A 24700-nucleotide genomic window follows, 5' to 3' on the forward strand; every position below is an offset into this window, starting at 1 on the left:
TGTTGTTTTCTTGCCTACAAAACTGCGCTCGCAAGCGCCTCATTGATGGGTTGTCTTCCTCGGTGCTATCCATGGTGCAGAGGAAGACAACTGCGCCATGGAACCATTCAGAACGGATAGGTACGTGGTTCTTGCTGCACGCTGACCCAGTGGTCGGTGGTGAGTTCTGCGATGATCCAGTCGCTGTTGAAGCGGCCGATTCCGCTGTTCTTTTCTCCGCCGAACATCACGTTGGCCTCGTCATTGGGGGTAATGTCGTTAATGTGGGTCATGCCAGCGTCGATCCCCTGCGCGAAGCGCACGCCACGGGCTTCGTTGCTGGTGAACACCGCGCTCGAAAGCCCGAACTCGGTGGCATTGGCAATACGCAGCGCGTCCTCCTCGTGCACGGCACGGATCAGCGGCGCGATGGGCGCGAACTGTTCGGTCTGCGCCAGATCCGAATCGTTGGGTACGTCGGCGAAGACCTGAGGCGGTAGTAACAACCCTTCATGGGGCGCACCCAGCAGCTGACGGATGCCAGCGTCTTTTGCTGCTTTCAGGCGCGCAAGGGCGCCATCGAGCTGCTTTTGGTTAATCAAGGGGCCGATCACCGTATCAGCCTGCCTCGGATCGCCGACCTTCAAGTTGCGGGCTCGCTCAACGAAGGCGTCCACGAATCGCGGGTAGATTCCAGCTTCAACGATGATGCGATTGCTGCTCATGCAGATTTGGCCCTGGTGCAGGAAACGGCCAACGATTGCAGCGTCCACCGCACGTTCCAGATTCGCGTCATCGAGCACCACGAACGGCGCATTACCACCCAGTTCCAGACCGACGCGCTTGAGCGTTGGGCCTGTAACAGCCAACTCCCCGATGCGACGGCCCACGCGGGTCGAGCCGGTAAAGGAGATGAATTTCGGGATTGGATGGAGAGTGAAGGCGTCGCCTATCTCGCTGATTTCACCAATGACAACATTGAGCACCCCCGGCGGCAGACCCGCCTCCTCGTAGATGCTTGCCAGCAGCAGACCGCCGGTGATCGGGGTATCCTCCGCAGGTTTGAGCACGACGCTGTTGCCCAGGGCCAGCGCTGGCGCCACCGAGCGATTGGACAGGTGCAACGGCCAGTTCCAGGGGCTAATCACGCCGACAACACCCAGCGGACGGCGGTACACCCGGCTCTCCTTGCCTGGCACATCCACAGGAAGAATGCTGCCTGCTATCCGATAGGGCATGGCAGCTGCGGCCAGGGTCGCGGCCCGAACCGAGCTCCACTCCATTTCCGCCTTCAACCGGGTACTGCCCGACTCGGCGATCAGCCAATCGACGATCTCGGCGTGACGTGCGTCGATGATTTCGACGGCCCGGTAAAACACGGCGGCACGCTCTGAGGGCAGTGTCCTTGCCCATTCATATTGCATATTCGCGGCAGCGACATAGGCACTGTCCAGGTCCGCCCGCGTCGCCAGGACGATCTCGGTCAGGATCGACTGGTCGTAGGGATTGCGGTCTTGCAGGACAGTCCCGGCACTGCCAGAGCGCCATTGGCCCGCAATGTATTGGCCGGTGAATGCGGTAGGGGTGAGGGTCTGATTCATAGGGAGTTCCTGTCTGCGGTTGATGGGAAGGCAACACATGCGTTCAACTCGGCGCTCGCATGGCGAAGGGCTTCACCTGCGGTCACGGTTGGGGAAACAATGGACGAATTTGCATCGGTGCCGCGCGTGCGCTGGACGAGCAAGAGGCGCGACTTGACCAGGCACTCCTGGGCCAGGGTAAACATCCTTTCCGACGGATTGCAGAAGTAGAGCAATCGCGTAAGCGCAACGCGCTGAGCACGATGAGTTTTTATCAACGCCGATGCGGTCGGTGCCCGGCTCGCCACTTCGGCCAATGCCGCGATGCGCTGGGCGAGCTTGCGACGATGTACCTCCGGCGTGGAGGGTAAGAACAACCAATATGTAGCTGCGGCTGCCAGCACGCCAAGGACGATGGCGGCCAACTGGTTCAGTGCTTCGGCGACACCCAGGTAATGGCTCCCCGGCTGGGCAGTCAGCAGGAACGTCATATTCATGTCGATCGCCATCCTGGCTGTGGACGGACGACGCATCAGCCAGGCACCCAGCGCCAGGAAAGGCGCTAAGCAGATCAGGACGCCCCGGAAATCCTCAACCTGTGGCAACAGGAACAAATGGACCAGGGTGCCGACAGGCGCACCGATCGTTGAACCGATCAGGACATGAACCAGAGCTTCATTCCCTCGCTCATGCGCTGAAAACAGCGATGCAAAGAGGGTCGCCGTCATTACCATCATGGCACCAGCCTGCCAGCCGGAGAACCGCCAGAACGCAGCGGTAAGCATCAACGCTATGACGGGGCGTGCGGCGGACCGTAACGCTGAGCGCAGATCGAAACCGCGAAATGCCGCCTGCGACCATCCTGTACCGGGCTGGTGCAAGACCTCCGACAGTTCATCGAGCACCGATGCCAGAGGCACAACACTTGACTGTGTAGCCGATAGCTGCGAGCCGGTCAGAAGCTGGCAAAACCTGGAAAGATGAGTGACCCGTTCTTCGACGGACGCACTGCCGAATGCCGGAATGTTCCGTGTGTTCCCGTCTTCGGGCGTCAGCGCGATCAATTCCAGCAACAGGCCAGAGATTTGCCGTACTTCAGACGCCTTCCAGCGTCCGCGCAGCGATCCTGCGGCGTCGTTGTCCACGCTGCGCTCCAGGGCCGCGATGTTGGCAATGAGAGTCTGTGCCGAAGGGAAAGAGCTGCCATACCGCAGGTACTGTTCCACCCGATCCAGGCACCGCTGCATCAATCCATCCACACATTCGGCTACATATTCGCTGCGCCCTTTCGGGACGCCATAGATCGACGCCAGTGCAGAGCAAACGATGCCAAGCATCGTGCATATGACGCGATCCCTCGCCATATGCCCATCGTGTATGCCATCGCCCAGGCCGAACAGCACAACGATCGCGGCGGTGTAGCCAGCCAGCACGAAGCCATAGTTGCGGAAGTGGCGAAACAAGCTGCCAGGTCCCGCACACAGCATCAGCCAGAGCGCGAGCGCGAACAACGACGGGACGGGCTGCCCGCCCAGCTCAAGCAAGATCACAGCGCCGGTTGCTGCCCCGACAGCAGAGCCGACCATACGTGCAAAGGCCCGTTCGAGCAGAAGGCCGCGTGTCGGCTGGGCGACCAGCCAGACCGTCATCGCAGCCCACCAGGGATGATCTATCCCCAGGGCGTTGGCGACGGTCAGTGCCAGCAGCGCGGCAAGGGTGGTTCGCAACGAGAAGAGTGCTGGCTTCTCCCCTGGACGCTCCTCTCCATTGATCCTTTTTTCAACAGGAGGCTCAAGCAAAGCGATGGGAGCCTTTTCTTGAGGTGAGGGGAGATGGAGGGCGGGTTTGACCACGATCGCAACACCTATAATTGAACGACTTCGTTCAATTTAAGCACAAGGCGTCGTGCGGTCAATATATTTGTACGATGTCGTTCATTTTTGGGCTACCATTACCTAAAAATCCACTGAGACAGGATCTGCAAATGCGTAGGAAAACTGAGGCCCGCCGCCTGAGCTTCGTGCAGGCGGCGGGCAAACTGTTCATCGAACATGGGTTCGGTACAGTAACGATGGAAGCGATTGCCGCCGAGGCTGGCGCGTCCAAAGTCACGCTTTACAGCTACTTCCCGAACAAGGATGAATTGTTCGGAGCTTTCGCTGCGGAGGCAGGGAAAGGTGTTATCGAGACGTTGGAAACATCCAGGGAGGATGGACTACAAGCGACCTTGCAGCGCCTGGGCATGGCCTATCTGGACCTTGTCACTCGGCCAGAAGTCATCAACCTGAACCGCTTAGTCATCGGTGAGGCTGGGCGTTACCCGCAGTTGAGCCGCATTTTCTACGAGAATGGCCCACGCCAGACACTGATCTCGATCTGCAACGTGCTCGACAACCTGATGCAACGCGGGTTGTTACGCCAGGCCGAGTTGCGTCGAACCGGACTGTATTTCAAGGCATTGTGCGAGGCAGGCCTGGTCGAACGCCAGTTGTGGGGATTGGATCAGCAGCCTGCCGAAGAAACCCGCCGGGAAGCGGTTGACGCCGCAATCGAGGCGTTCCTGCCTGCGTATGATGCGACACAGACACACCGCCATAAAGGGTAGGGCCAGACGGAAAGCCCGATCTCCCCGACACGCCGCGGCAATCAACTGCCCGAGCCGCTGTGCATGCGGTAATTTAAAAAGCCTGCTTACGCGCAGGCTTTTTGCTTTTCAGCGTTCAGCAACCATCAGCACCGGGTTGCCCCGGCGCCATGAGTTAGCTTGCCTGCACGCGCAGCGGCGCGGTGGCGGCAATCAGCCACTCGCGGGCGTTGCTGCTGACCCGCGGCAACAGTATTTCACGCACCTGCTGGTGATAATCATCCAGCCACTGTTTCTCCTGTTCGCTCAGCAGGTTCCACTCCACCTGGCTCAAATCGATGGGGATCAGCGTCAGGGATGAGAAGCGGCAGAAACCGGGCTGGCTTTCCACCACTTCCACCTGATTTTCGATACGAATACCGTAGCGATCCGCCAGATAGTAACCCGGTTCGATGGTCATAATATTACCGGCACTGAGCGGCCACGGGTTGACCTTTTTGGCAATGCGCTGCGGCTGTTCGTGGATCAGCAACTGGTGACCGACGCCGTGTCCGGTGCCGTGATCGAAATCCAGCCCCAGATCCCAGAGCGCGCGGCGGGCAAAGGCATCAAGCTGATGGCCGTGCGTTCCGGCAGGGAATTGCAGAGTAAACATCGACAAAAAGCCTTTCAGCACGGCGGTGTAGTGCAGGCGCTGTTGCGCGTCCAGCGGGCTAAACGACAGGGTACGCGTGGCGTCAGTGGTGCCGTTCTGGTACTGGCCGCCGGAGTCGTTCAGGTAAAAATTCGCGCGGGTGATGGCTTTGTTGGTTTTCTCGCTGCTGTGATAGTGGCACATGGCGGCGTTGCTGGCAGAGGCCGAAATGGTACTGAAACTCTGCTCGATAAACCCGACCTGCTGCTGGCGAAATTCCAGTTGCTTCTGCTGAGCTTCCAGTTCGGTGACCGGGTTACCCGCAGCTTCACGCGCCGGAACTTCCTGCGCCAGCCACGCCAGAAAATTCACCCACGCCGCGCCATCCTGCTGGTGGCTTTCACGGTAGCCCGCCAGCTCCACCGGATTTTTATGCGCTTTGATAAAGGTGATCGGATCCGCGCTCCACAGCACTTCACCACCCTGTTGTTCGATAGCAAAACGCAGAGCGACGGGGGCAAAATCACCGTCGAGCAGGATGCGTTTGCCCGGCGCAATCTGCTGGCAGCGCGGCAGAAAGGCATCGAAATCGTTCAGCGTCAGCGTGGCCTTCAGTTCAGCAGACAGAGCCGCTGTTTTGCGCGGATCGACAAACCACTCCACCGCGCCATCACGGCTCAGCAGAGCAAAAGAGTGCGCCACCGGGTTCATCGCAATGTCGGAGCCGCGGATATTCAGCAGCCAGGCAATATTATCCGGCAGGGTGATGGCGAGATAATCCGCCCCTTTCGCCGCCAGCACTTGCGCAATACGCGCGCGTTTATCGGCACTGCTTTCTCCACTGATGGCGACGGGCATTTCACGGATCACGCCGCAGGGTGCTGCCGGGCGATCGCGCCAGATGGCAGCGAACGGATCGTGCGTCAGCGCCACCAGTTCACAATGCGTGGCGTCAAGAGCGGTGAACTGGCTGTTGACCATCAGCAGCGGTTCGAAACCGATGCGACTTCCTGCAGGCAACGAAGCAAGAACCTGATCGAGCGGCTCGTTGTGCAGGTGATGGATTTCAAAGGCATGCAGATCCACTTCGCTGCGTACCTGCACCTGGTAGCGACCATCGACAAACATTAACGCGCGATCGCGCAGTACCAGCGCCAGCCCGGCCGAGCCGGTAAAACCGGTGAGCCACTGTAATTTATTATCGTGCGGGGCGCAGTCTTCGCTTTGATGCGCATCGGCGCGCGGCACAATGATACCGTCAAGCTCCAGCGCGACAAGCTGGTCGCGTAACGCCTGTAACGGTGTTGGGGTTTGCATAGTGAGTCCTTTTTTCTTATCTGAACGGCGGTTCGTTGAAGGTGCGCAGCTTACGGGAGTGCAGGCGATCGCCCTCCGCCCGCAGCAGGTCAATCGCGCGAATACCAATTTGCAGGTGCTCGGAAATTGCCCCTTCATAAAAACGGTTTGCCTGGCCGGGCAGTTTGATCTCGCCGTGCAGCGGTTTATCCGACACGCACAGCAGCGTGCCATAAGGCACACGGAAGCGGTAACCCTGTGCGGCAATGGTGGCGCTTTCCATATCAATCGCCACGGCGCGGCTCAGGTTAAAACGCAGCGCCGAGGCGGAATAGCGCAGCTCCCAGTTACGATCGTCGGTGGTCACTACAGTACCGGTACGCAGGCGTTGTTTGACCTCTTCGCCTGGCATATCGCTCACTGCTTTGGTGGCGTCGTACAATGCGCGCTGTACTTCGGCGATGCTCGGGATCGGGATATCCGGCGGCAGTACCGCATCCAACACATGGTCGTCGCGCAGATAAGCGTGCGCCAGCACGTAATCGCCAATCTCCTGGCTTTCACGCAATCCGCCACAGTGGCCAATCATCAGCCAGACATCCGGGCGCAGCACGGCGAGGTGATCGCAGATGGTTTTGGCGTTTGACGGCCCGACGCCAATATTCACCAGCGTGATCCCCTGGCCGTCTGCGGTCACCAGGTGCCAGGCTGGCATCTGATGTTTTTTCCATGCCAGATCGGAAATCGCCTGCTCCGGCGCTTCGGTATCGGCGGTGATCCAGTGCCCGCCCGCGCAGGAGAGCGCAACATAGGGGCTTTCTGGATCGAGGATTTGGTTGCAACCCCAGCGCACAAACTCATCCACATAGCGGGTGTAGTTGGTGAACAGCACAAACGGCTGGAAATGCTCGACCGGCGTGCCGGTGTAGTGGCGCAGGCGCGCCAGCGAAAAATCCACGCGGCGGGCATCAAAATGCGACAGCGGATACAGCTCGGTCGGGTGGAACAGGCCATCAGCGGTTTCATCGCCAATCTGCGCCAGCTCGGTGGTCGGGAAGTGGCGCGTCAGACCGGCGCTCATCGAGCGATCCAGCGTCAGCTCGGAGCCATCAATCACATACGGGTAGGGGATCTCATGGGCTGAAAGACCCACTTCGATCTGCGCGCCGTAGTCCTGGCACAGTAATGTTAATTGTTCGAGTAAATAGGCGCGAAACAGTGCAGGGCGGGTGACGGTGGTGGTGTAGCAGCCGGAGTGGGTGAAGCGGGCATAAGCGCGGGTTTTTGGCGGTTTTGTTGCGCTGCCATTCCAGCTTACCGACAGCGATGGGTAGACGAACAACCCTTGTGCGCGGGCTTCAGCCGCCGGGAGTTCACCGTTTTCAATATAGCGGCCAATGGCGTGGCGCAGTGCGTTGACCGAGCGGTCGTACAGCGCCTCCAGTTGATCCAGCGCCTGCTCAGGTGTCAGGTGTGCACCTTTATTCATCATTATCTCCTTGTCTGCTTCTGCGGCGGTTCCCGATAGTATGTCACAGGAATGTGAAACAAAAGCCGTGCGGACAGGGATTCAGAGGAAACGGGGGAAGCGCCCGGCGCAACAGTGCGCGCCGGGAAAGGGGTTAGCCGCTGATTTTCACCAGCGTGCGGCCCTGGATTTTGTTTTGCAGGAAATCGGCGGCGGTTGCCGGGGCTTGTTCCAGCGCGATTTCAGTCGCCGCCTGCTGGTAGTAGCTCTGCGGCAGGATGCGGGCGAGATTTTCCCATACTGCCGGACGTTGCGCCGTCGGCACCATGACTGAATCCACGCCTTGCAGACGCACGTTGCGCAGGATAAACGGCATCACGGTCGTCGGTAGATCGAAACCGCCCGCCAGGCCACAGGCCGCCACGCAACCGCCATAGTTGGTCTGCGCCAGCACTTTTGCCAGCATATGGCTGCCGACGGTATCGATCGCACCGGCCCACAGTTGTTTCTCCAGCGGGCGCGTCTGTTCGAATTCGCTGCGTGGCAGGATCTCGTCAGCACCCAACTGGCGCAGGAAATCGTGGGTCGATTCGCGGCCAGTAACGGCGGCCACGGTGTAACCCAGAGCTTTCAGCAGTACCACGGCGGTGCTGCCCACGCCGCCGCTCGCGCCGGTGACGAGCACCGTGCCATACTGCGGTTTCACCCCGGCTTCCTGCAATGCCATGACGCACAGCATGGCGGTAAAACCAGCGGTACCGATGATCATCGCCTGACGCGCGCTTAAACTTTCCGGCAGAGGCACCAGCCAGTCGCCTTTCACGCAGGCCTGCGCCGCAAGGCCGCCCCAGTGGTTTTCACCCACGCCCCAACCGGTGAGAATGACCGCCTGGCCCGGTACAAAACGCGGATCGCGGCTTTCGCTGACGCGGCCGGAAAAATCGATGCCTGGCACCATCGGGAACTGGCGAATGATTTTGCCTTTACCAGTGATGGCCAGCGCGTCTTTGTAGTTGAGACTGGACCAGTCAATATCGACCCGGACATCACCCTCGGCCAGCGCAGGCAGCGCCACGTCTTTGACTTCCGCCAGGGTTTTATTCTCAAGCTGTTCCAGAACTAATGCTTTCATGACTGCGTTTTCCTCGTCGGATAACGTTGATTATTCGGCAGTTTTGCCGTCCTGTGCAGGTGTTATTTAGCTGTAATACTGTGCCGGAAGAACGTCCAGAACTGGTTGAGGGGCTCCACAGAGCGGAACAGTTTGGCGCGCATTACTGCGCCTTCCCAGCCGGACCAGAACTGGCGCGCCAGTTCGCTGGGCGGTGCATCTGTCGCCAGCTCGTCGCGCAGTTTTGCCTCGTCCAGGCAGCGTGCGACGCGGCTTTCCCATTCCTGGAGGATCGCCTGCAGGCGTTCGGGGAAGGCTTCCGGTAAAAGCGGTGTTTCCTGTAGCAGGTTGCCGACCAGGCAGCCGCGACGGAAATCGTATTTCGCCATCCCCTGACCGGCATGCAGCACGAAGGCCTCTATCCGTTGCAGCGGGGCGAGTTGCGTATCGAGTAAAAATTTGTCGAGTTTATGTGCGAAAAAGCGGCCATAGGCGTCGATCACCGCCATACCGAATTCCTGCTTGCTCTTGAAGCAGTGGTAGAACGAGCCCTTTGGCACGGCGATGTTTTTGATCACCGCATCAATGCCGGCCGACAAATAGCCGGTTTCGGTGATCACTTCGAGGCCAGAACGAATCAGCTCCTGGCGGGTATCCGTGAAATCGCGTTCTACCTTTGGCGGCCGTCCGCGACGGGGTTTTGCCCGCGCTGCCGTTTCGCTACTCATAATTTAGACCGATTGGTTTTAATTCGCTGTAGGCTACGCCGTTTGTGAAGGCTAAGCAAGCGAAGAGCAGGAAAAAGGCCCGCACAATGACGGGCCTTGCAGAGGTATTTTACCGACTGGCGCAGTGGCTTCCCTTTCACGCCTGCGGGTAGACCGGATTAGGCCGTGGTATTGATATTACGACCAATTGCCGGGTTGGATGGTAACTGCGGGATCTGCTGAATGATATCGGAAGCCATTGACTGCTGAGCATCCAGCGCCTTTTTGAGTACCAGCGTACTGACCTGGCTATCAAGCTGATAGGAGTCCAGGCTGCTGGCCAGAGAGGCAATTTGTATCGGGTCCATGTCGATCATCCTGTGTTGTGGAAAAAACAACCAAAGAACAGTTGTGAATATAACTGCACAGAATTTATCGGCAGCAGGTGGTGAATCTTTAGGCGGAGCGCGGATAACGCAGGCCAAACCCCCCCTTTTTCTCCGTAAACAATTGGGGAAACAGTGAAAAGAAGCATTTTTATAAACAGACGTGGGTCGTCTGAATACGGGTTTTTTCGTTGAGGCAGGAAATCCGGATGGTTATTTTTTCGGGCAGATCGTAATGAAACAGAGACAACTGGCCGAACGTTTCGCCTTCATCGCTCGCTGTGATCTGTTCCGCTACGGCACAGCATCTTTCCGGCTGTGCAGAAGGTGCTGCTGGCCATAAGGCGAATACTCAGCGCGCCATTTTCTTTGCACAAAAAACGAGGAATCACTGTTATGTCTCCAATTCCCACCCCATCTGATAGCGGTAGAGTATTTACCAGGAAACAGAAGCTGGTGGTAAAGGAAAACATCGCTGCAATTTGGCTTCACTGGCTGGGAGCGGTTTTACCAGTAAGTAGCTAAGAAATTAAATATTCTAAAATTCTTTATTAGAGCCACATTTTTCGATGCAGACCATGATACAAATAAAAAACTCTCACAGTGTCGCAACTACCGCGTATATGAGTTATCTGTGACAACAAATCTACACCCTGACAGATCGCCCTGGTGCAGGCAGAAATGTTTTTATTATATTAAAAATAGTGTTTCAGCTAATACGCATACTATACTTTCGTTTAATAAAGAACCGCCTTCGTATAAAATGAGTTATATTAATTAATGCCATACCATAGCAACGGCAAAATCTTATCATCTGAGAGTTAAATAAAAAAGTTCCATAAGATTTCAGAGCAAGCATAATAATAGGATTTATCCTAACTGGCGGCGTGATTTTACATTTTATGCAGCGTGCACTTTACAGGATAAATCACACTAGATTTGCTTGCTGGATGAAATTTTATTCCGCAATATCTATTCGGGATGTAATTATTGAGCTTGTCGTTGTTGATATTCACATTATCCTCCCGCCCGTATTGTAAAACTGACCAGCACCGCCGGGAGTCAGCTCACCGGAATATAAGAAGACCACACAGTCATAAGAGAGCGTCGCGGACTAAATTATGTCGGAAAACGATGGCAGCGATTGTAACTGAATATTTATTTTCATGATTCGATGATAATAATCGGTCTAAGATTTAAAACTCATTTATTGGTGATTTTTATTGCACCGTTAACTCGTTTTCTCTGGGTATGCCAGAAGGAGTAATGATGCTCTCTCTTGATTCTTCCTTGCTGATTGTAAGCGACCTTGATGGCTCATTACTGGATCATCATGACTACAACTGGAATGCTGCCCGCCAGTGGCTTGCACGCCTGAAACAATTTCGCATCCCGGTAATCATCTGTTCCAGCAAAACCGCAGCAGAAATCGTTCCGCTACAGGAACAGCTCGGTATTGCGGGTTCGCCGTTTATTGCTGAAAACGGTGCCCGTATCGTGATGACGGGGGAGGCGACAGGAGCCGATACCCCAGGCGAGGAGTACCGTGTGCTATGCCGGAATCTGGAAGCGCTCAGGCACCGGTTCTGTTTTACCGGTTTTCATGAGCTAAGCGATGCGGATGTCGCTGACGCTACGGGCCTGACGCTGGCGGAGGCACATCTGAGCCGTCTGCGCGATGCATCGGAAGTGCTGCTATGGCGAGATGATGAACAACGGCTCGAGGATTTCCGTATTGCGCTGGCAGGGTATGGGCTTGCCTTAACCCGCGGTGGACGTTTCTGGCATGTTATGCCTGAAGGTTGTGACAAAGGCCATGCGTTGGTCTGGTTGCAGCAACAGCTTGAACGGCAGGAGGGCAAACCACGGATTACGATGGGGTTAGGCGATGGCCCGAACGATATCCCCATGCTGACGCGCGTCGATTATGCGGTAGTGATTAAGGGAACAGGCACAAAATCTGTGGTTTTGCCGCGTGCTGACGAAGAACACGTTTATTACACCACCCTTGCTGGCCCGGAAGGCTGGCGTGAGGGGCTGGATTATTTTTTATTAAACCCTGCAATGGGTGCCAGACCGGAGGATAAACAATGAGTGATTTTTACCAGAATGGTGTACTGACTAACTTTCACAATCTTACCCGCCGGAGTGTCGAATCCCTCGAAGAGGAGATGGTTCGCTTTGCCCAAAAACGAAAAATGGGGTTGATTCTGCCTGCGTTATTCTCAGAGCTGGAGGGTCCGGCTATGGATAATATCGTCAGTGAGCTGGCGAAAGTCCCCTGGCTGGAAGAAATTGTGGTTGGCCTTGATCGCGCCGATCGCCAGCAGTTCCTCTTTGCGCGCGAGTTTTTCTCCCGGCTACCGCAGCGGCATCGCATTCTGTGGAATGACGGTCCCCGCCTTAAGAGCCTGGCTGACGAACTGGGCAAAGAAGGCCTGGCGCCAGAACAGCCAGGCAAAGGGCGCAACGTCTGGTTCTGTGCGGGTTATACGCTGGCTTCCGATCGCACCCACTGTGTAGCATTGCATGATTGCGACATCACCACCTACGAGCGCGGAATGCTGGCGCGCCTGCTGTATCCGCTGGCCAACCCGGCGTTTCAGTATGAGTTTTGCAAGGGGTTTTATGCCCGGGCTGAGGGCGGCAAACTGAATGGGCGCGTCGGTCGTTTGCTCGTTGGTCCACTTTTGCGTTCACTGCAAAAAGTGTATGGCCATTCTGAATACCTGGACTATCTCACCAGTTTCCGTTATCCGCTGTCAGGTGAGTTCGCCATGCGCACACGCGTGCTGAATGGCATCAGGATCCCCGGCGACTGGGGATTAGAGATTGGCGTGTTATCAGAGATCTACAGGAACTACACCACGCGTCAGACTTGTCAGGTCGAAATCACCGATAATTACGATCACAAACATCAGCCGTTGGCGGAGGAAGATGGCACCGGCGGGCTAAAACGCATGAGTAATGACATTGTGCAGTCGCTGCTGCGCAAGCTGGCAACCATGGGAGTACCCCTTACCGGTGATTCATTTCGCGTGCTGAAAGCGACCTACTATCGCAATGCGCTGGATATGATGGAGATCTACAACCACGAAGCCATAATGAATGGCCTCAGTTTTGACCGGCATGTTGAAGAGGCAGCGGTGGAAATGTTCACCCAGGCAATCCTTGATGCAGGGGAGGCATTTATTAAACGGCCGAACGAGAAACCCTTCATACCCAGCTGGAGCCGTGTTCAGTCCGCTTTTCCGGATATCCTGCAACGTATCAGTCAGGCAGTGGAAGAGGATAATAGAGGGAATGTCTAATCTTCCACATGAGCGATAGCCCATCCCAGTGCAGCAGGTTTTGCTGTTTCGCTGGATGGTGCAAGAACAAAAAACTGGCGTTATTTGTGGGGCTATTGATATGGCAAGCGTCTGGAATATAGACCTGAGGCTGTCGTGATGAAGTGCTGGCCAGACCGGAAGGCTGTTCTGAGATATTACTGATAAATGCAGAAAAGCAAAAAGCCCGCTTTTTAGCGAGCTTTTCTGCTTTCCGGTGCTGTCAGCGGCGGACGCTGGCTGAGCGCCGGGGCTTGAGCAGTTTATTTTCACTTATCCGCGCCCACTGGTTGAACAGCGTGTACAAACCGCAGGCTGAGACAAAGGTTACCACCGCCGAGAACGAGGCCAGTGACGCAGGCCCCTGCATCAGCACAATCCCCAGCGCCACGCTGATAAACCACGCGCCCACGCCTACCGGATTAATTGCCTCATGCTCATGGTCGTGCGGTACATTGTGGGCAATCCCGGCCAGCGCCACGCCTACCCATGCCACGACAAATACCCCCTGATAAGCCAGCGCCTGCAATAGCCAGGCGAACACATCCGCCAGCATCAGAATGTACACCACCACACCGACCACACAGGCCCAGACCAGCTTCGGTAATTTGAGGTTAAACAAGCTGTGGAAGAAGACCTGCATATTGACGGTAGCCAGGTAATAGTTGGCAGTGTTGATCCGTGTCTGTGTCACCCAGACAAACCCCAGCCCGGCAATGCCCAGCAGATTTAATATCGCCACTACAACGGCGGTTTCGCTGAGCGCCCCACCGTCGTGCAGACTGCTGGCGAGGTAAATTCCCGCTACGCCATTCAGGAAAAAGGTGACCAGATAAAATGGCATACCAAAGTTAAAGCGCGCGTGATACTGGCTGTCTTCCTCACGGCCAAAGCGGGCGTAGTCGAAGGTGTACATCATCAATACCCATACGCCCATGTAATAGGTGAAGCAGTTCCACCAACCCCACCGTGAAGGGTTGGCCGGGCCATACTCAAGCCAGTTTGCCTGGTAGCCGTAATGCATCACGGAAACAACGATCGTCGCCAGCAACCCCACCAGGTAAAACGGCAGCAGTACACCGTTGAATTTATCCAGCCAGTGCTGAACGCTACCGAAAATAAGCGGCACGCTGTATATCACCACCAGTGCCGCCGCTGCCCAGTAGACCATACCCGGGAACAGGTGGTTGAGGGCGAAGGCGATCACCGAGCCTTCGAACACGGCGTAATAAATCGCCGTAGAGAAGAAGATCAGCGTCGCCAGCGATGCCCCCATCCGCCCGAACAGGCGGCGTGAGAACTGGGCGACAGACAAGCCGCTGCGAATGGCAAAACGACTGATCACGCCATTAATCAAACCATAGGAAATAACAGATAACGCCATACCGATAATGGCGTTAATCGCCCCGTAGGCCAGTGCCAAAGACGCGCCAACCACAATGTAAAATACGGCGCTGCACACCGCCCACCACGCCATGGTGAGGGAGAATTTCCCCATGCGCGCCGGCTCCGGCAGCGCTGACTGACCAACATTTTCCGCCGAGCGGGATTGTGGAGCTGAAGCCATAGCAACCTCCTGAAACACGCAAGCAAATTGATGCCATGGGGCGAAGCCCCGGGCAGGGTTAACGCAACACGTTCGCCAGTTGCGCCAGTCGCTGTTGAGACTGGCGGCGGGCAACCAGCGCCTCTTCCAGCGTCACAGGCATAAAGCGGACGTGTTGATTCGGTTGTAACTGACCAAGAATGGCCAGATCGGGGCTGATAACGGTCCCCAGCGTCATATAGCCGCCGCCCGATACCGCATCGCGCAGCAGGACAATTGGCTCAAGCCCACCCGGTGCCTGAACGGAACCAATGGGGTAGCAGGCATCGACAATATTGGAGGGATCAGAGCCTGCGCCAAACGGTGGCGTCCGTGGGTTAAACGCCAGCGGCTGCCCGCCTTTCAGACGGTAGCCCGTGCGGTCGGCTTCGGTACTGACATACCAGTCGTCGGCAAAGAAGGTATCGACCGCGGCATCCGTCAGTCGGTGGATATAGAGGCCCGGCACCAGGCGCAGAGTGACGGATTTCTCCAGCACCGGCAGTAATGCCTCAGGAACAGTGTTCCCTTCGCGGCGGAAGCGATCTGCGTTTACTGGCTGCACGTTCAACACATCACCCGCTGCCAGTCGCCGCCCCTGAAAGCCCCCCAGCGCCCCCAGCGTATAGGTCGAGCGACTTCCCAGAACACGCGGCACATCAAGGCCGCCAGCAATCGCCAGATAGCCACGGCATCCCTGGCGGGCAGGGGCAAAGCGCAGATGTTGCCCGGCGCGGATATACAGCGCGCTGTGCGCAGCAGCAGGTTGATTGTCGATGATCGGCGTCATCGCCGCGCCGCACACCGCGATCAGCGCATCGGTGGAAAAATGTAACTCCGGGCCGAGCAGCGTCATCTCCAGCACCGCATCATCGGCTGCGTTACCCACCAGCAGGTTCGCCATCTGCATCGAATACGGATCTAATGCGCCGGAGGGGGGAATGCCCAGGTGGTAATAGCCTTCACGCCCTGCATCCTGTACCGTGGTGGCAAGGCCAGGCTTAATCACATTGATGGTCATACAACCCCCTTTTCAACAACTGAGGATAGCCCTGCGGATCGGCGACAAAGTCTGCAAGCACAAATGTCACATCGCGAATGCGCGGGGAAAATAGGCCTTTTTTCACCTGTTCGCTAATGTCGTCATAAGTCTGATGATCGATGGCGCGGAACTGCACAATGTCGCCCGCTTTGAAGAACACCATTTCGCTTTGCAGATACGGCAGACGTTGCGCCGGGTCATAGATCGGCATTGGCGTGATACCAAACAGCTGATAACCGCCAGCGCCACGCACCGAGTAGATACAGCCGAAGCAGCCGCCATGACCGAGGGATAACCCGGGCGTATCGGTACGCGGGCGCAGGTATTTTGGTACCTGGAGCTGTTTGTCATGCCCGACCATCTGGTACATAAACGGCAATCCGGCGACAAAACCCACCATCGACACGAACCAGGGCGTACCGCTGTGCGCGGCAATAAAGTCGTCTTTATCCGCATAACCATTGATATGTGCGGCATAGTCGAGGTCGCTGCCTTCCGGTGCCTGATGGCGATCGCGAAAACGCATTAACGTCTCGTGTGTCCACGGATCGTTGTACAGCACCGGCACCTCAATAATGCGTGTCGCCAGCGTTGTGTCGCCTTCGCTATCGGTTTCCAGCGCCTGCAGCTTGTCGAGCAGCGTTCGCGGTGCCAGCACGTCCGGGTTAAAGCGTACCTGGAAAGAGGCGTTCGCCAGGCAAATATCCAGCACTCCGGGGAGCTGGCATGCCTCCAGTGCCCGCGTCAGCGTCAGGCCGTGGAAAAAAGCATTTAACGACATTGACTGGTCAATTTCGGCAAAAAGGTGCTCATCTCCGCCAAACGAGTAGCGAATCGGATTATTGGCCATAGCGACGGCTCTCCTGTAGCGGCGGCGTGGCTGCACTGTCGCGCTCCGCCAGCCACTGCTCAAGGGTGGTGGTGGTAAATTCTCCCGCCTGCAATTGCGGGTGTTGCAGCAGCCATTGATGCAGCGGGGCGGTGGTTTTGATGCCACGCAGTTCAAGCCCGCCGAGTGCCTGGCGGGCGCGGGCCAGCGCGTCGGCGCGATCGGGGCCCCAGGCAATTACCTTCGCCAGCAAGGAGTCATACCACGGGGGAACGCTGTAACCGCTGAAGACATGGCTGTCGACACGGATCCCTTCGCCACCCGGCCACACCACTGCGTCTATCCGGCCAGGGCAAGGGAAGAAGTTCTTGTCGGGGTCTTCGGCGTTAATGCGCATTTCGCAAGCGCTGCCGCTCAGGTGCACATCCGACTGCGCCAACGTTAGCGGTTCACCGTTGGCAATGCGTAACATCCACTGCACCAGATCGATGCCCGTTACCATCTCGGTTACTGGGTGTTCCACCTGGATACGGGTATTCATTTCAATGAACCAGAACTCGCCGCGCGTTTCATCAAACAGGTATTCCAGCGTGCCTGCCCCGCGGTAGCGTAGGTGCCGCGCCAGTTGCACAGCGCTGTCGCAGAGCGCGGCCCGCTGGGCAGGACTCAGGGCAGGCGAGGGCGCTTCCTCAAAGATTTTCTGCCGACGGCGCTGTAACGAGCACTCGCGGTCGAACAGGTGGATCACCCGCTCGCCATCGCCGAGGATCTGCACTTCAACATGACGGGCGCGGGCGATAAAACGCTCGAGATAGACTGCGCTTGAGCCAAAAGCGGCTTTCGATTCGCTCTGGGCAACGGGGAATTCCCGCGCCAGCGCCTCATCATTTTCTACCACGCGAATACCACGACCACCGCCACCGGCTGCGGCTTTAATCAGGCAGGGATAACCGATCTGGCTGGCGCGAACTTGCGCTGCCTGTACCGTTTCCAGCACCCGGGAGCCGGGAACGACTGGCACACCGGCTTCTGCTGCTGTGCGGCGGGCTGCGGCTTTATCGCCCATCACGCGAATGGTTTGCGCGTCGGGGCCGACGAAAATATACCCGGCCTGTTCAACCCGCTCGGCGAACTGGGCATTTTCCGACAGAAAACCGTAACCAGGGTGGATCGCATTTGCACCGGTTCGCGCGGCGGCATCCAGTAAGGCATTAATGTTGAGATAACTGCGCGCGGCTGGTGCCGGGCCGATAATGCACACCTCATCGGCCAGTTTTGCCGCGAGGCTTTCACTGTCCGCCTCGCTGCATGCCGCCACCGTTGGGATCCCCAGTGTTTGCGCAGCACGAATAATACGCACCGCTATTTCCCCACGGTTAGCGACCAATAATTTTTTTATTTTCCCCGTCATAAATCCTCCGCAGTGATTATTCGTTATCGGTTTTTATTATGGCGATCACTTGTCCGGGTTCGACGGTATCACCATTTTGTATGGTGATGGCGCTTATTATGCCGCGAGTCTCGGCGAATATTTCGCTGAACTGCTTCATCACTTCAATTAAACCAATAATGGTATCGGGTTCGACTTTATCGCCATCCTTAACAAAAGGTGCAGCCTCCGGTGAGGGTTGCCGGTAAAAAATACCTGGCAATGGCGAAATAATTTCAACATCAGACATCGTATTTCTCTCCAGATAAGCGGGAATGATTAAACCATACCCGGTGAGCAGACGTTTATACCTGCATTAATGAGCGCCATTTTTACCGAGCTGATAATTTCCAGTGCGCCGGGCGTATCACTGTGGATACAAATAGAATCGAAACGAATCGGGATGGTATTGCCGGTAACGGTTTTGACTTTCCCCTCCAGACAGGCCATTAACACTTTCTCGGTGATCGCCTGCACATTAAGACGCCCGGTAGTGCGGGTGAAGACAATAAGCCCTTGATCGTCATACTCTCTGTCGGCGTAAAACTCGGTGACGACCGGATGCTCCAGCCGCTGCGCTGCCTGCCAGACGGCGGAACCCGCCATACAGTAAAGATAGAGGCTGGCGTCGAGTTGATGCAGGGTGGCGACAAAACATTGCGCTGCCGTTTCATCCCGCGCCAGGTGCATATATAACGCGCCGTGAGGTTTAATATGCTGCAATGGCAAGGAGTATAAACGTGCGAATTCCCGCAATGCACCCAGTTGGTAAATAATGTCGTTAACCAGTTCGTCCATCGGAATAGATAAATGGCGGCGACCAAATCCTTGTAAATCATTAAATCCCGGATGTGCGCCAATGGCTACGCCATTTTTTCTGGCCGACTCGACGGTTTTTCGCATAATATTTGGATCGCCAGCGTGAAACCCGGTGGCAATATTGGCGGAGCTTATTATCGTCATAAGCTCATTATCAACATTATCGCCAATTATCCATGAGCCAAAACTTTCTCCTATATCGGAGTTGATATCGACCGTTTTCATCATAATAATTTCTTATTTACGCTTGGGGGTGTTAATTCACTATATGAAGATTTATTTGTATCCGAAAAGTATTATTTTTAGATAGTCTGATATCAGAAAAACAGAACGCTCATCGGCAAACCTTAAATAAAAAGAGAGACAGAGATGCTGACATTACGCCAGGTTCGTTATTTTGTTGCCACCGCCGAAATGGGGCAGATCTCGCTGGCGGCCGTGCATCTTAATATCTCGCAGTCGGCGGTCACCGGGGCGATTCAGGAACTGGAGCAGCTATTGGGCAAAAAGCTGTTTACCCGCTCGGTGCACGGCATGATGCTGACCGACTACGGGAACCATTTTCTTAACCATGCCTATACCGTGTTACAGACCGTGGATAATGCCGTGCGTAGTATGCCGGTTAATGACACGGGTGTGCGAGGCACGCTACGCCTGGCGGCAAGTTACACGGTGATAGGCTATTTTCTGCCGTTCCATCTGCAACGGCTGGCGCAGGATTACCCGCACATTGATATCCAGTTGTTTGAGTATGAACGGCAGGATATTGAACAAGGATTGGTTGACCAGACGCTGGATATGGCACTGGTGCTGACTGGCAATTTACGCCATCAGTCGATTTATGCCGAAACCCTGTTTAATTCTACGCGCCGCTTGTGGCTGCCATCGCGGCATCCGTTATGTGAAAAATCGCACGTGACGCTGGAGGATGTGGCCGGGGAACCTTTCATTATGCTCACGGTGGATGAAGCTGCAGACAGTGCCATGCGCTACTGGGAAGAGGCCGGAGCCAGCCCGAGCGTTATCCTGCGCACCAGTTCGGTCGAGGCGGTGCGCAGCATGGTGGCGAATGGTTCGGGGATTGCTATCTTATCGGACCTGGTTTATCGCCCGTGGTCGCTGGAAGGGCGGCGCATTGAGACCCGTTCGCTGGTGAACCATGTGCACCCGATGAGCGTCGGCCTGGCATGGCGTCATGACGCCCACTTCACCCCGGCGATGGCGGCGCTGCGCGAGTATTTCCGCAGCGCATTCGTGACGCAGCAAATCAATATGGTGCGACGTTAACACCTCTCTGCGCCCGACGTGAGTAAACCTTTCCCTATTTAATAACCAAAAATTTTGGCATTTGAGAAACGGACAAGACTGGAGCGCCCCGAGCCCGTAGACAAATCTGCCCTGTAGTTTGAGCACTGAAGAAGTCTATGGGCACACCGCGTTTTACTCCTGAATTAAGGAAGAGGCTGTTCGCCAGATAATTGAACGTAGTTATTCCGTGGCCGAAAATGCGTTGCTGTCGGGCATCAGCCAGCGACACAACAGGGTAAGTACCTAAGCCAGGACGGGATGCTTTACCGTTGATACGGAAAGACGTGAACCGTCTGGCTGGACACGCAGATACAGACCAGTCAGAAGCTTTACAAGGTTTACGAGAAGGTTTGAGGGTGCGGATTTTCGTGTCGTTAAGGGGGCATTTGGCGGTCACTTCATAATCGAACTGAAATGACCCAGAACAGACCACCAAATTTTTTCGATGCAGAGGGTAAAATCAAAATGCATCGGGGAGAGTTTTCACGCTGGCTTTTTGAATCTGCATTTAAGATAGCGATTCGCGAAGATGCATGAGAACTGAAAGATGGCTCCTCTGACTGGACTCGAACCAGTGACATACGGATTAACAGTCCGCCGTTCTACCGACTGAACTACAGAGGAATCGTGTGAACGGGGCGCATATTATCGGTCACGCCCGGGCTTGTCAAAGGGTGGATCGCCTGAGCGCGATCGTTTGCTGACAATTTCGGCAACCTGCGCGTGCGCCAGCTCAATAAGCCAGCATTTGCACTATAATGGTGCAAAATACCCCTAATGGGGCAGATCTCAAACTGTTGTTTCAGTGATAATACCCTGCGTTGTAATTAGAAACTCTTATTATCCAGCCTGTTAAGCGTTAATTAATTCCTTAACTAAAACTGGCAAGCATATTGCAACTCCTCCGACATCATAACAACCGGCGTTGGCATTGGTATCCCTTACAGGAGGCAAAATGAACTTAAGACGACTGAAATACTTCGTAAAAATCGTCGATATTGGAAGCCTGACTCAGGCAGCCGAAGTATTGCATATTGCGCAGCCCGCGCTGAGTCAGCAAGTCGCCACTCTGGAAGGTGAGCTGGATCAGCAGTTGTTGATCCGTACTAAACGAGGCGTAACGCCGACGGAAGCAGGCAAGATTCTCTATACCCATGCGCGCATGATTTTGCGTCAGTGCGAACAGGCTCAACTGGCGGTGAACAACGTCGGCCAGTGTTTGCGCGGCCAGGTGTCTATCGGTCTTGCGCCGGGCACGGCAGCGTCTTCAGTCACCATGCCATTATTACAGGCGGTGCGTACCGAGCTGCCTGAAGTGGCGGTCTATCTGCATGAAAATAGCGGCGCGGTGCTGAATGATAAACTACTGAGTGGTCAACTGGATATGGCGGTGCTGTATGAGCGCGCACCGGGGGCGGGAATCAATAGCCTGCCGCTGCTGAAAGAAGACCTCTATCTGGTTGGTACTCGTGATTGCCCGGGGCAGAGCGTGGATTTAACCGCGGTCGCTGAAATGAATCTGTTCCTGCCGCGTGACTATAGCGCTGTACGTCTGCGTGTGGACGAAGCGTTCTCTCTGCGTCGCCTGACGGCAAAAATCATTGGCGAAATCGAATCCATTGCCACGCTGACCGCAGCAATCGCCAGCGGAATGGGTGTTACTGTATTACCGGAATCAGCCGCGCGTTCGCTGTGCAGCGCAACTAACGGCTGGATGGCGCGTATTACCACACCATCTATGAACCTGCCGCTGTCGCTGAATGTTTCAGCTCGCGGCTCGCTGTCACCACAAGCACAGGCGGTAAAAGATATTTTAATGTCTTTAGTCAGTCGTCCGGCCATGGAAAGCCATGAGTTGCAGTTGGTGAGCTAATGATTATTCCTTAATGGAATAAGATGCTGGTTTTTATTATTTGTTCTGCCAGGCCACAGACTTTAACAATAGCATCATGTCTGATTGGCCTGGAGGAAAGGGTGAATTTCCAGCAATTAAAAATAATCCGCGAGGCGGCGCGGCGGGATTACAACCTGACCGAAGTCGCCAACATGCTTTACACGTCGCAGTCAGGCGTCAGCCGTCATATCCGCGAGCTTGAAGAAGAGCTGGGGATTGAGATTTTCATCCGCCGTGGCAAACGGCTGCTGGGAATGACTGAACCGGGTAAAGCACTGCTGGTGATTGCCGAGCGCATCCTCAATGAGGCGAGCAACGTTCGTCGGCTCGCCGATCTCTTCACCAATGACACTTCCGGCGTGTTAACTATCGCCACCACGCATACGCAGGCGCGTTACAGCTTGCCGTCGGTGATCAAAGCGTTCCGCGCGCTGTTCCCGGAAGTCCGCCTGGAGTTGATTCAGGGAACGCCGCAGGAAATCGAGTCGCTGTTGCATAACGGCGGAGCGGATATCGGTATCGCCAGTGAACGCTTAAGCAACGACAGTTCGCTGGCGGCTTTCCCGTGGTTCCGCTGGCATCACAGCTTACTGGTTCCGCAGGATCACCCGCTGGTGCAGTGCTCACCGCTGACGCTGGAAGATATCAGCCGCTGGCCGTTGATTACCTACCGGCAGGGGATCACCGGGCGTTCACGTATCGATGAAGCGTTTGGCCGCAAGGGGTTAATCCCTGATGTGGTGCTCAGCGCGCAGGACTCGGACGTGATTAAAACCTATGTTGAACTGGGGCTGGGTGTCGGGCTGGTGGCAGAACAATCGAGCGGCGAGAACGAAGAGGGCAAGCTGGTGCGGCTGGATACGCAGCATCTGTTTGACGCCAACACTGTGTGGCTGGGGCTGAAACGCGGTCAGCTACAGCGCAATTACGTGTGGCGGTTTATCGAACTGTGTAATGCCGGGTTATCCGTAGACGATATTAAACGTCAGGTAATGGAGCCGGATGAAGCGGTGATTGATTACCAGATTTAAAAAAAAGACGCAGCGCATAAACGGCTGCGTCTTTTCTTCCTTACTGTTTATGCCGTTGCGGTGTTTTCATTAACACCGCGGTTAGCGCCGAAAGCAGGCAACCTGCCGTCAGGTATATCGCCACCGAATGCCACTCGCCGCCGGAGAATGTTACCAGCGCGGCCGCGATAAATGGCGTAAAGCCGCCGCCCACCACGCTTGCAACCTGATAGCCCACTCCCGCGCCGCTGTAGCGGTATCCTGCACCGAACATTTCAGTAAACATTGGCTGCTGTACGCAAACCACCATATCGTGGGCGATATTCGCCAGCATCAGTGAAAAGAACACTACGCCGAAAATCGAACGCGCTTCCAGCGCCATAAAGAACGGGAACGCGCTCAGTGCGCCGAGTATCGCGCCGGTAATATAGATGCGGCGACGCCCGTAACGATCCGCCAGCAACGCGAACAGTGGGATTGTCAGACAACTGATTCCGCCGACCAGCAGGCCAATATTTAAAAACAGCTCGCGCGGCAGACCGAGGTTTTGCGTGGAGTAGTTCAGTGCGAAAGCGGTCACGATATACATGGTCAGCAGCTCGCACAGGCGCAGGGCGATAATCTTCAAAAACGCGCCCGGATGACGAACCAGCGCTTCAAATACTGGCAGCCGTTTTTTCTGCTGTTTTGCGGATTGAGCCTGCGCCTGTTCAAATTCGCTGGACTCTTCCATGCCGTTACGCACCCACAATGCGCCGAGTACCAGCACAATGCTGAACAGGAAAGGCAGACGCCAGCCCCAACTGAGGAACTGTGCGTTGCTGGTCATGCTGCTAATCAGCGACACCAGTCCGGTGGAGAGCAGCAAACCAACGCCATATCCCACCTGCACACCGCTGCTGTAAAACGCTTTTTTGCCTGCGGGTGCACTCTCTACGGCGAGCAGCGCCGCGCCGCCCCATTCGCCACCAACGGCAAAGCCCTGGAGTGCGCGCAGGGTAACCAGTAACGCGGGTGCCCACCAGCCAATGGTGGCGAACGAAGGCAAAATACCAATGCACGCCGTGGCGATGCCCATCATCCAGACGGTCATCATCAGCATGCGTTTACGGCCCAGACGATCGCCAAAATGGCCGAAAATGATGCCACCCAGCGGGCGGAATAAAAAGCCGACGCCGAAGGTCGCGAAGGCGGCAAGCGTGCCCATTGCCGGATCGATCTGGGGGAAAAACTCTTTGTTAAACACCAGCGCCGCAGTAATGCCATAGAGTAAAAAGTCATACCAGTCGACGACCGCACCGGCAAAGCTACCCCAGGCAGCACGACGGGCACGGTTGAGAGAAGGGGCTTCCTCATCGGGGCGGGTTGTAATGAGCGTGGAATCCATAATTGTCCTGTCCGTTCCTCAAGTTTCCAAATTTTTCTAGTTTTTTGTATAGGGAAAAGGTTACTCACATCGCATGCAGCAAAGTAAAAGCCGCTAATGAGACTACAGCGCCCATCGCCAGGTGAAAACCTTTTTGGAAAGCAGGATGCAGGAAAGGGGAATTTAACTCAGGGAAGCTGACGGCGCAGAAGATTATCCGGCGATGAAGGAAAAAAAAGGCAGGGCCAACGCCTGACCAGTGGGATGCAGTAGCTTTGCTGACCGTGTTTTCGAACATCGGTTTAGATCGGTAATGATCGCCGGGGAAGACCAGCATTTGATGC

The 24700-nt window shown here is 55.8% G+C and carries 20 protein-coding genes, 1 tRNA gene and 2 pseudogenes; 6 read left to right on the forward strand and 17 right to left on the reverse strand.

The features are described from left to right. Positions 1–107: 107 nt before the first annotated feature. Both DK872_RS09360 and DK872_RS09365 read right to left on the reverse strand, forming a co-directional pair. Positions 108–1580, reverse strand: coding sequence for an aldehyde dehydrogenase family protein (locus DK872_RS09360; protein ID WP_035942197.1), 1473 nt, complete (start codon positions 1578–1580; stop codon positions 108–110). Beyond that, positions 1577–3412, reverse strand: coding sequence for an FUSC family protein (locus DK872_RS09365; protein WP_161518275.1), 1836 nt, complete (start codon positions 3410–3412; stop codon positions 1577–1579). The genes DK872_RS09360 and DK872_RS09365 overlap by 4 nt, the downstream gene beginning before the upstream one ends. Positions 3413–3543: 131 nt before the next feature. Here DK872_RS09365 and DK872_RS09370 point away from each other — a divergent pair, with 131 nt between their 5' ends. Then, positions 3544–4164 (forward strand): TetR/AcrR family transcriptional regulator, encoded by a 621-nt coding sequence (locus DK872_RS09370; protein ID WP_107146597.1) that lies wholly within the window; start codon positions 3544–3546, stop codon positions 4162–4164. 154 nt (positions 4165–4318) lie between these two features. Here DK872_RS09370 and DK872_RS09375 read toward each other — a convergent pair whose 3' ends face one another. From DK872_RS09375 to DK872_RS09395, 5 genes and pseudogenes are all read right to left on the reverse strand, one after another. Beyond that, the gene (locus DK872_RS09375) at positions 4319–6094 is read right to left on the reverse strand and encodes an aminopeptidase P family protein (protein WP_161518276.1); all 1776 of its coding nucleotides are present in this window, start codon (positions 6092–6094) and stop codon (positions 4319–4321) included. 16 nt (positions 6095–6110) lie between these two features. Next, positions 6111–7565, reverse strand: coding sequence for an AMP nucleosidase (locus tag DK872_RS09380; protein ID WP_035890079.1), 1455 nt, complete (start codon positions 7563–7565; stop codon positions 6111–6113). A 130-nt stretch (positions 7566–7695) separates the two neighbouring features. Then, positions 7696–8673, reverse strand: coding sequence for an MDR family oxidoreductase (locus DK872_RS09385; protein ID WP_161518277.1), 978 nt, complete (start codon positions 8671–8673; stop codon positions 7696–7698). Between the two features lie 30 nt (positions 8674–8703). Beyond that, positions 8704–9380, reverse strand: a pseudogene (locus DK872_RS09390) (TetR family transcriptional regulator C-terminal domain-containing protein). A gap of 158 nt (positions 9381–9538) precedes the next feature. Next, positions 9539–9727, reverse strand: a complete 189-nt coding sequence (locus DK872_RS09395) for a YjfB family protein (RefSeq protein ID WP_007371378.1) — start codon at positions 9725–9727, stop codon at positions 9539–9541. 1287 nt (positions 9728–11014) lie between these two features. On the opposite strand from DK872_RS09395, the gene DK872_RS09400 reads away from it, so the two are divergent. After that, a complete protein-coding gene (locus tag DK872_RS09400; RefSeq protein WP_007371380.1) occupies positions 11015–11839 on the forward strand; it encodes a mannosyl-3-phosphoglycerate phosphatase-related protein in 825 nt (274 codons plus the stop codon). Beyond that, complete coding sequence (locus tag DK872_RS09405) at positions 11836–13056, forward strand: hypothetical protein (protein WP_007371381.1); 1221 nt, start codon at positions 11836–11838, stop codon at positions 13054–13056. Before DK872_RS09400 ends, DK872_RS09405 begins: the two co-directional genes overlap by 4 nt. Before the next feature lie 241 nt (positions 13057–13297). On the opposite strand, the gene DK872_RS09410 is transcribed toward DK872_RS09405, so the two are convergent. Genes DK872_RS09410 through DK872_RS09435 form a run of 6 tightly spaced genes read right to left on the reverse strand, consistent with a single transcriptional unit; the run spans position 13298 to position 19006 of the window. Beyond that, a complete protein-coding gene (locus DK872_RS09410; RefSeq protein WP_072440324.1) occupies positions 13298–14641 on the reverse strand; it encodes a cytosine permease in 1344 nt (447 codons plus the stop codon). Between the two features lie 58 nt (positions 14642–14699). After that, on the reverse strand, positions 14700–15680 hold the full coding sequence (locus tag DK872_RS09415) for a biotin-dependent carboxyltransferase family protein (RefSeq protein ID WP_161518278.1): 981 nt from the start codon (positions 15678–15680) through the stop codon (positions 14700–14702). Beyond that, entirely contained in the window at positions 15661–16551 is an 891-nt protein-coding gene (locus DK872_RS09420; RefSeq protein WP_071921009.1) for an allophanate hydrolase subunit 1, read from the reverse strand. The genes DK872_RS09415 and DK872_RS09420 overlap by 20 nt, the downstream gene beginning before the upstream one ends. Next, positions 16541–17941, reverse strand: coding sequence for an acetyl-CoA carboxylase biotin carboxylase subunit (locus DK872_RS09425; RefSeq protein WP_071921008.1), 1401 nt, complete (start codon positions 17939–17941; stop codon positions 16541–16543). Before DK872_RS09425 ends, DK872_RS09420 begins: the two co-directional genes overlap by 11 nt. Positions 17942–17957: 16 nt before the next feature. Further along, positions 17958–18209, reverse strand: coding sequence for an acetyl-CoA carboxylase (locus DK872_RS09430; RefSeq protein ID WP_071921007.1), 252 nt, complete (start codon positions 18207–18209; stop codon positions 17958–17960). Positions 18210–18238: 29 nt separating this feature from the next. After that, positions 18239–19006 (reverse strand): 5-oxoprolinase subunit PxpA, encoded by a 768-nt coding sequence (locus tag DK872_RS09435; protein WP_199887163.1) that lies wholly within the window; start codon positions 19004–19006, stop codon positions 18239–18241. A 141-nt stretch (positions 19007–19147) separates the two neighbouring features. Between DK872_RS09435 and DK872_RS09440 the strand changes: the two genes are divergently transcribed. Further along, the gene (locus DK872_RS09440; RefSeq protein ID WP_007371388.1) at positions 19148–20065 is read left to right on the forward strand and encodes a LysR family transcriptional regulator; all 918 of its coding nucleotides are present in this window, start codon (positions 19148–19150) and stop codon (positions 20063–20065) included. A 220-nt stretch (positions 20066–20285) separates the two neighbouring features. Here the strand turns inward: DK872_RS09440 and DK872_RS27500 are convergent. Next, a pseudogene (locus tag DK872_RS27500) lies at positions 20286–20483 on the reverse strand (Arm DNA-binding domain-containing protein); the annotation flags it as partial. A gap of 151 nt (positions 20484–20634) precedes the next feature. After that, positions 20635–20710: transfer RNA gene (locus tag DK872_RS09450), tRNA-Asn, on the reverse strand. A gap of 331 nt (positions 20711–21041) precedes the next feature. Here DK872_RS09450 and nac point away from each other — a divergent pair. After that, the gene (nac, locus tag DK872_RS09455) at positions 21042–21959 is read left to right on the forward strand and encodes a nitrogen assimilation transcriptional regulator NAC (RefSeq protein WP_007371389.1); all 918 of its coding nucleotides are present in this window, start codon (positions 21042–21044) and stop codon (positions 21957–21959) included. Between the two features lie 101 nt (positions 21960–22060). Further along, positions 22061–23011 carry an HTH-type transcriptional regulator Cbl gene (cbl, locus tag DK872_RS09460; protein ID WP_007371390.1) on the forward strand — a complete coding sequence of 317 codons (951 nt, stop codon included), beginning with the start codon at positions 22061–22063 and terminating at the stop codon, positions 23009–23011. A gap of 40 nt (positions 23012–23051) precedes the next feature. Here the strand turns inward: cbl and shiA are convergent, their stop codons facing one another. Both shiA and DK872_RS27310 read right to left on the reverse strand, forming a co-directional pair. Next, the gene (gene shiA / locus DK872_RS09465; RefSeq protein WP_071921006.1) at positions 23052–24377 is read right to left on the reverse strand and encodes a shikimate transporter; all 1326 of its coding nucleotides are present in this window, start codon (positions 24375–24377) and stop codon (positions 23052–23054) included. A 64-nt stretch (positions 24378–24441) separates the two neighbouring features. Continuing rightward, entirely contained in the window at positions 24442–24693 is a 252-nt protein-coding gene (locus DK872_RS27310; protein ID WP_107146604.1) for a hypothetical protein, read from the reverse strand. Positions 24694–24700: the final 7 nt, after the last annotated feature.

It is taken from the genome of Kosakonia sp. MH5 (assembly GCF_009935945.1).
Lineage (GTDB): Bacteria > Pseudomonadota > Gammaproteobacteria > Enterobacterales > Enterobacteriaceae > Kosakonia > Kosakonia radicincitans.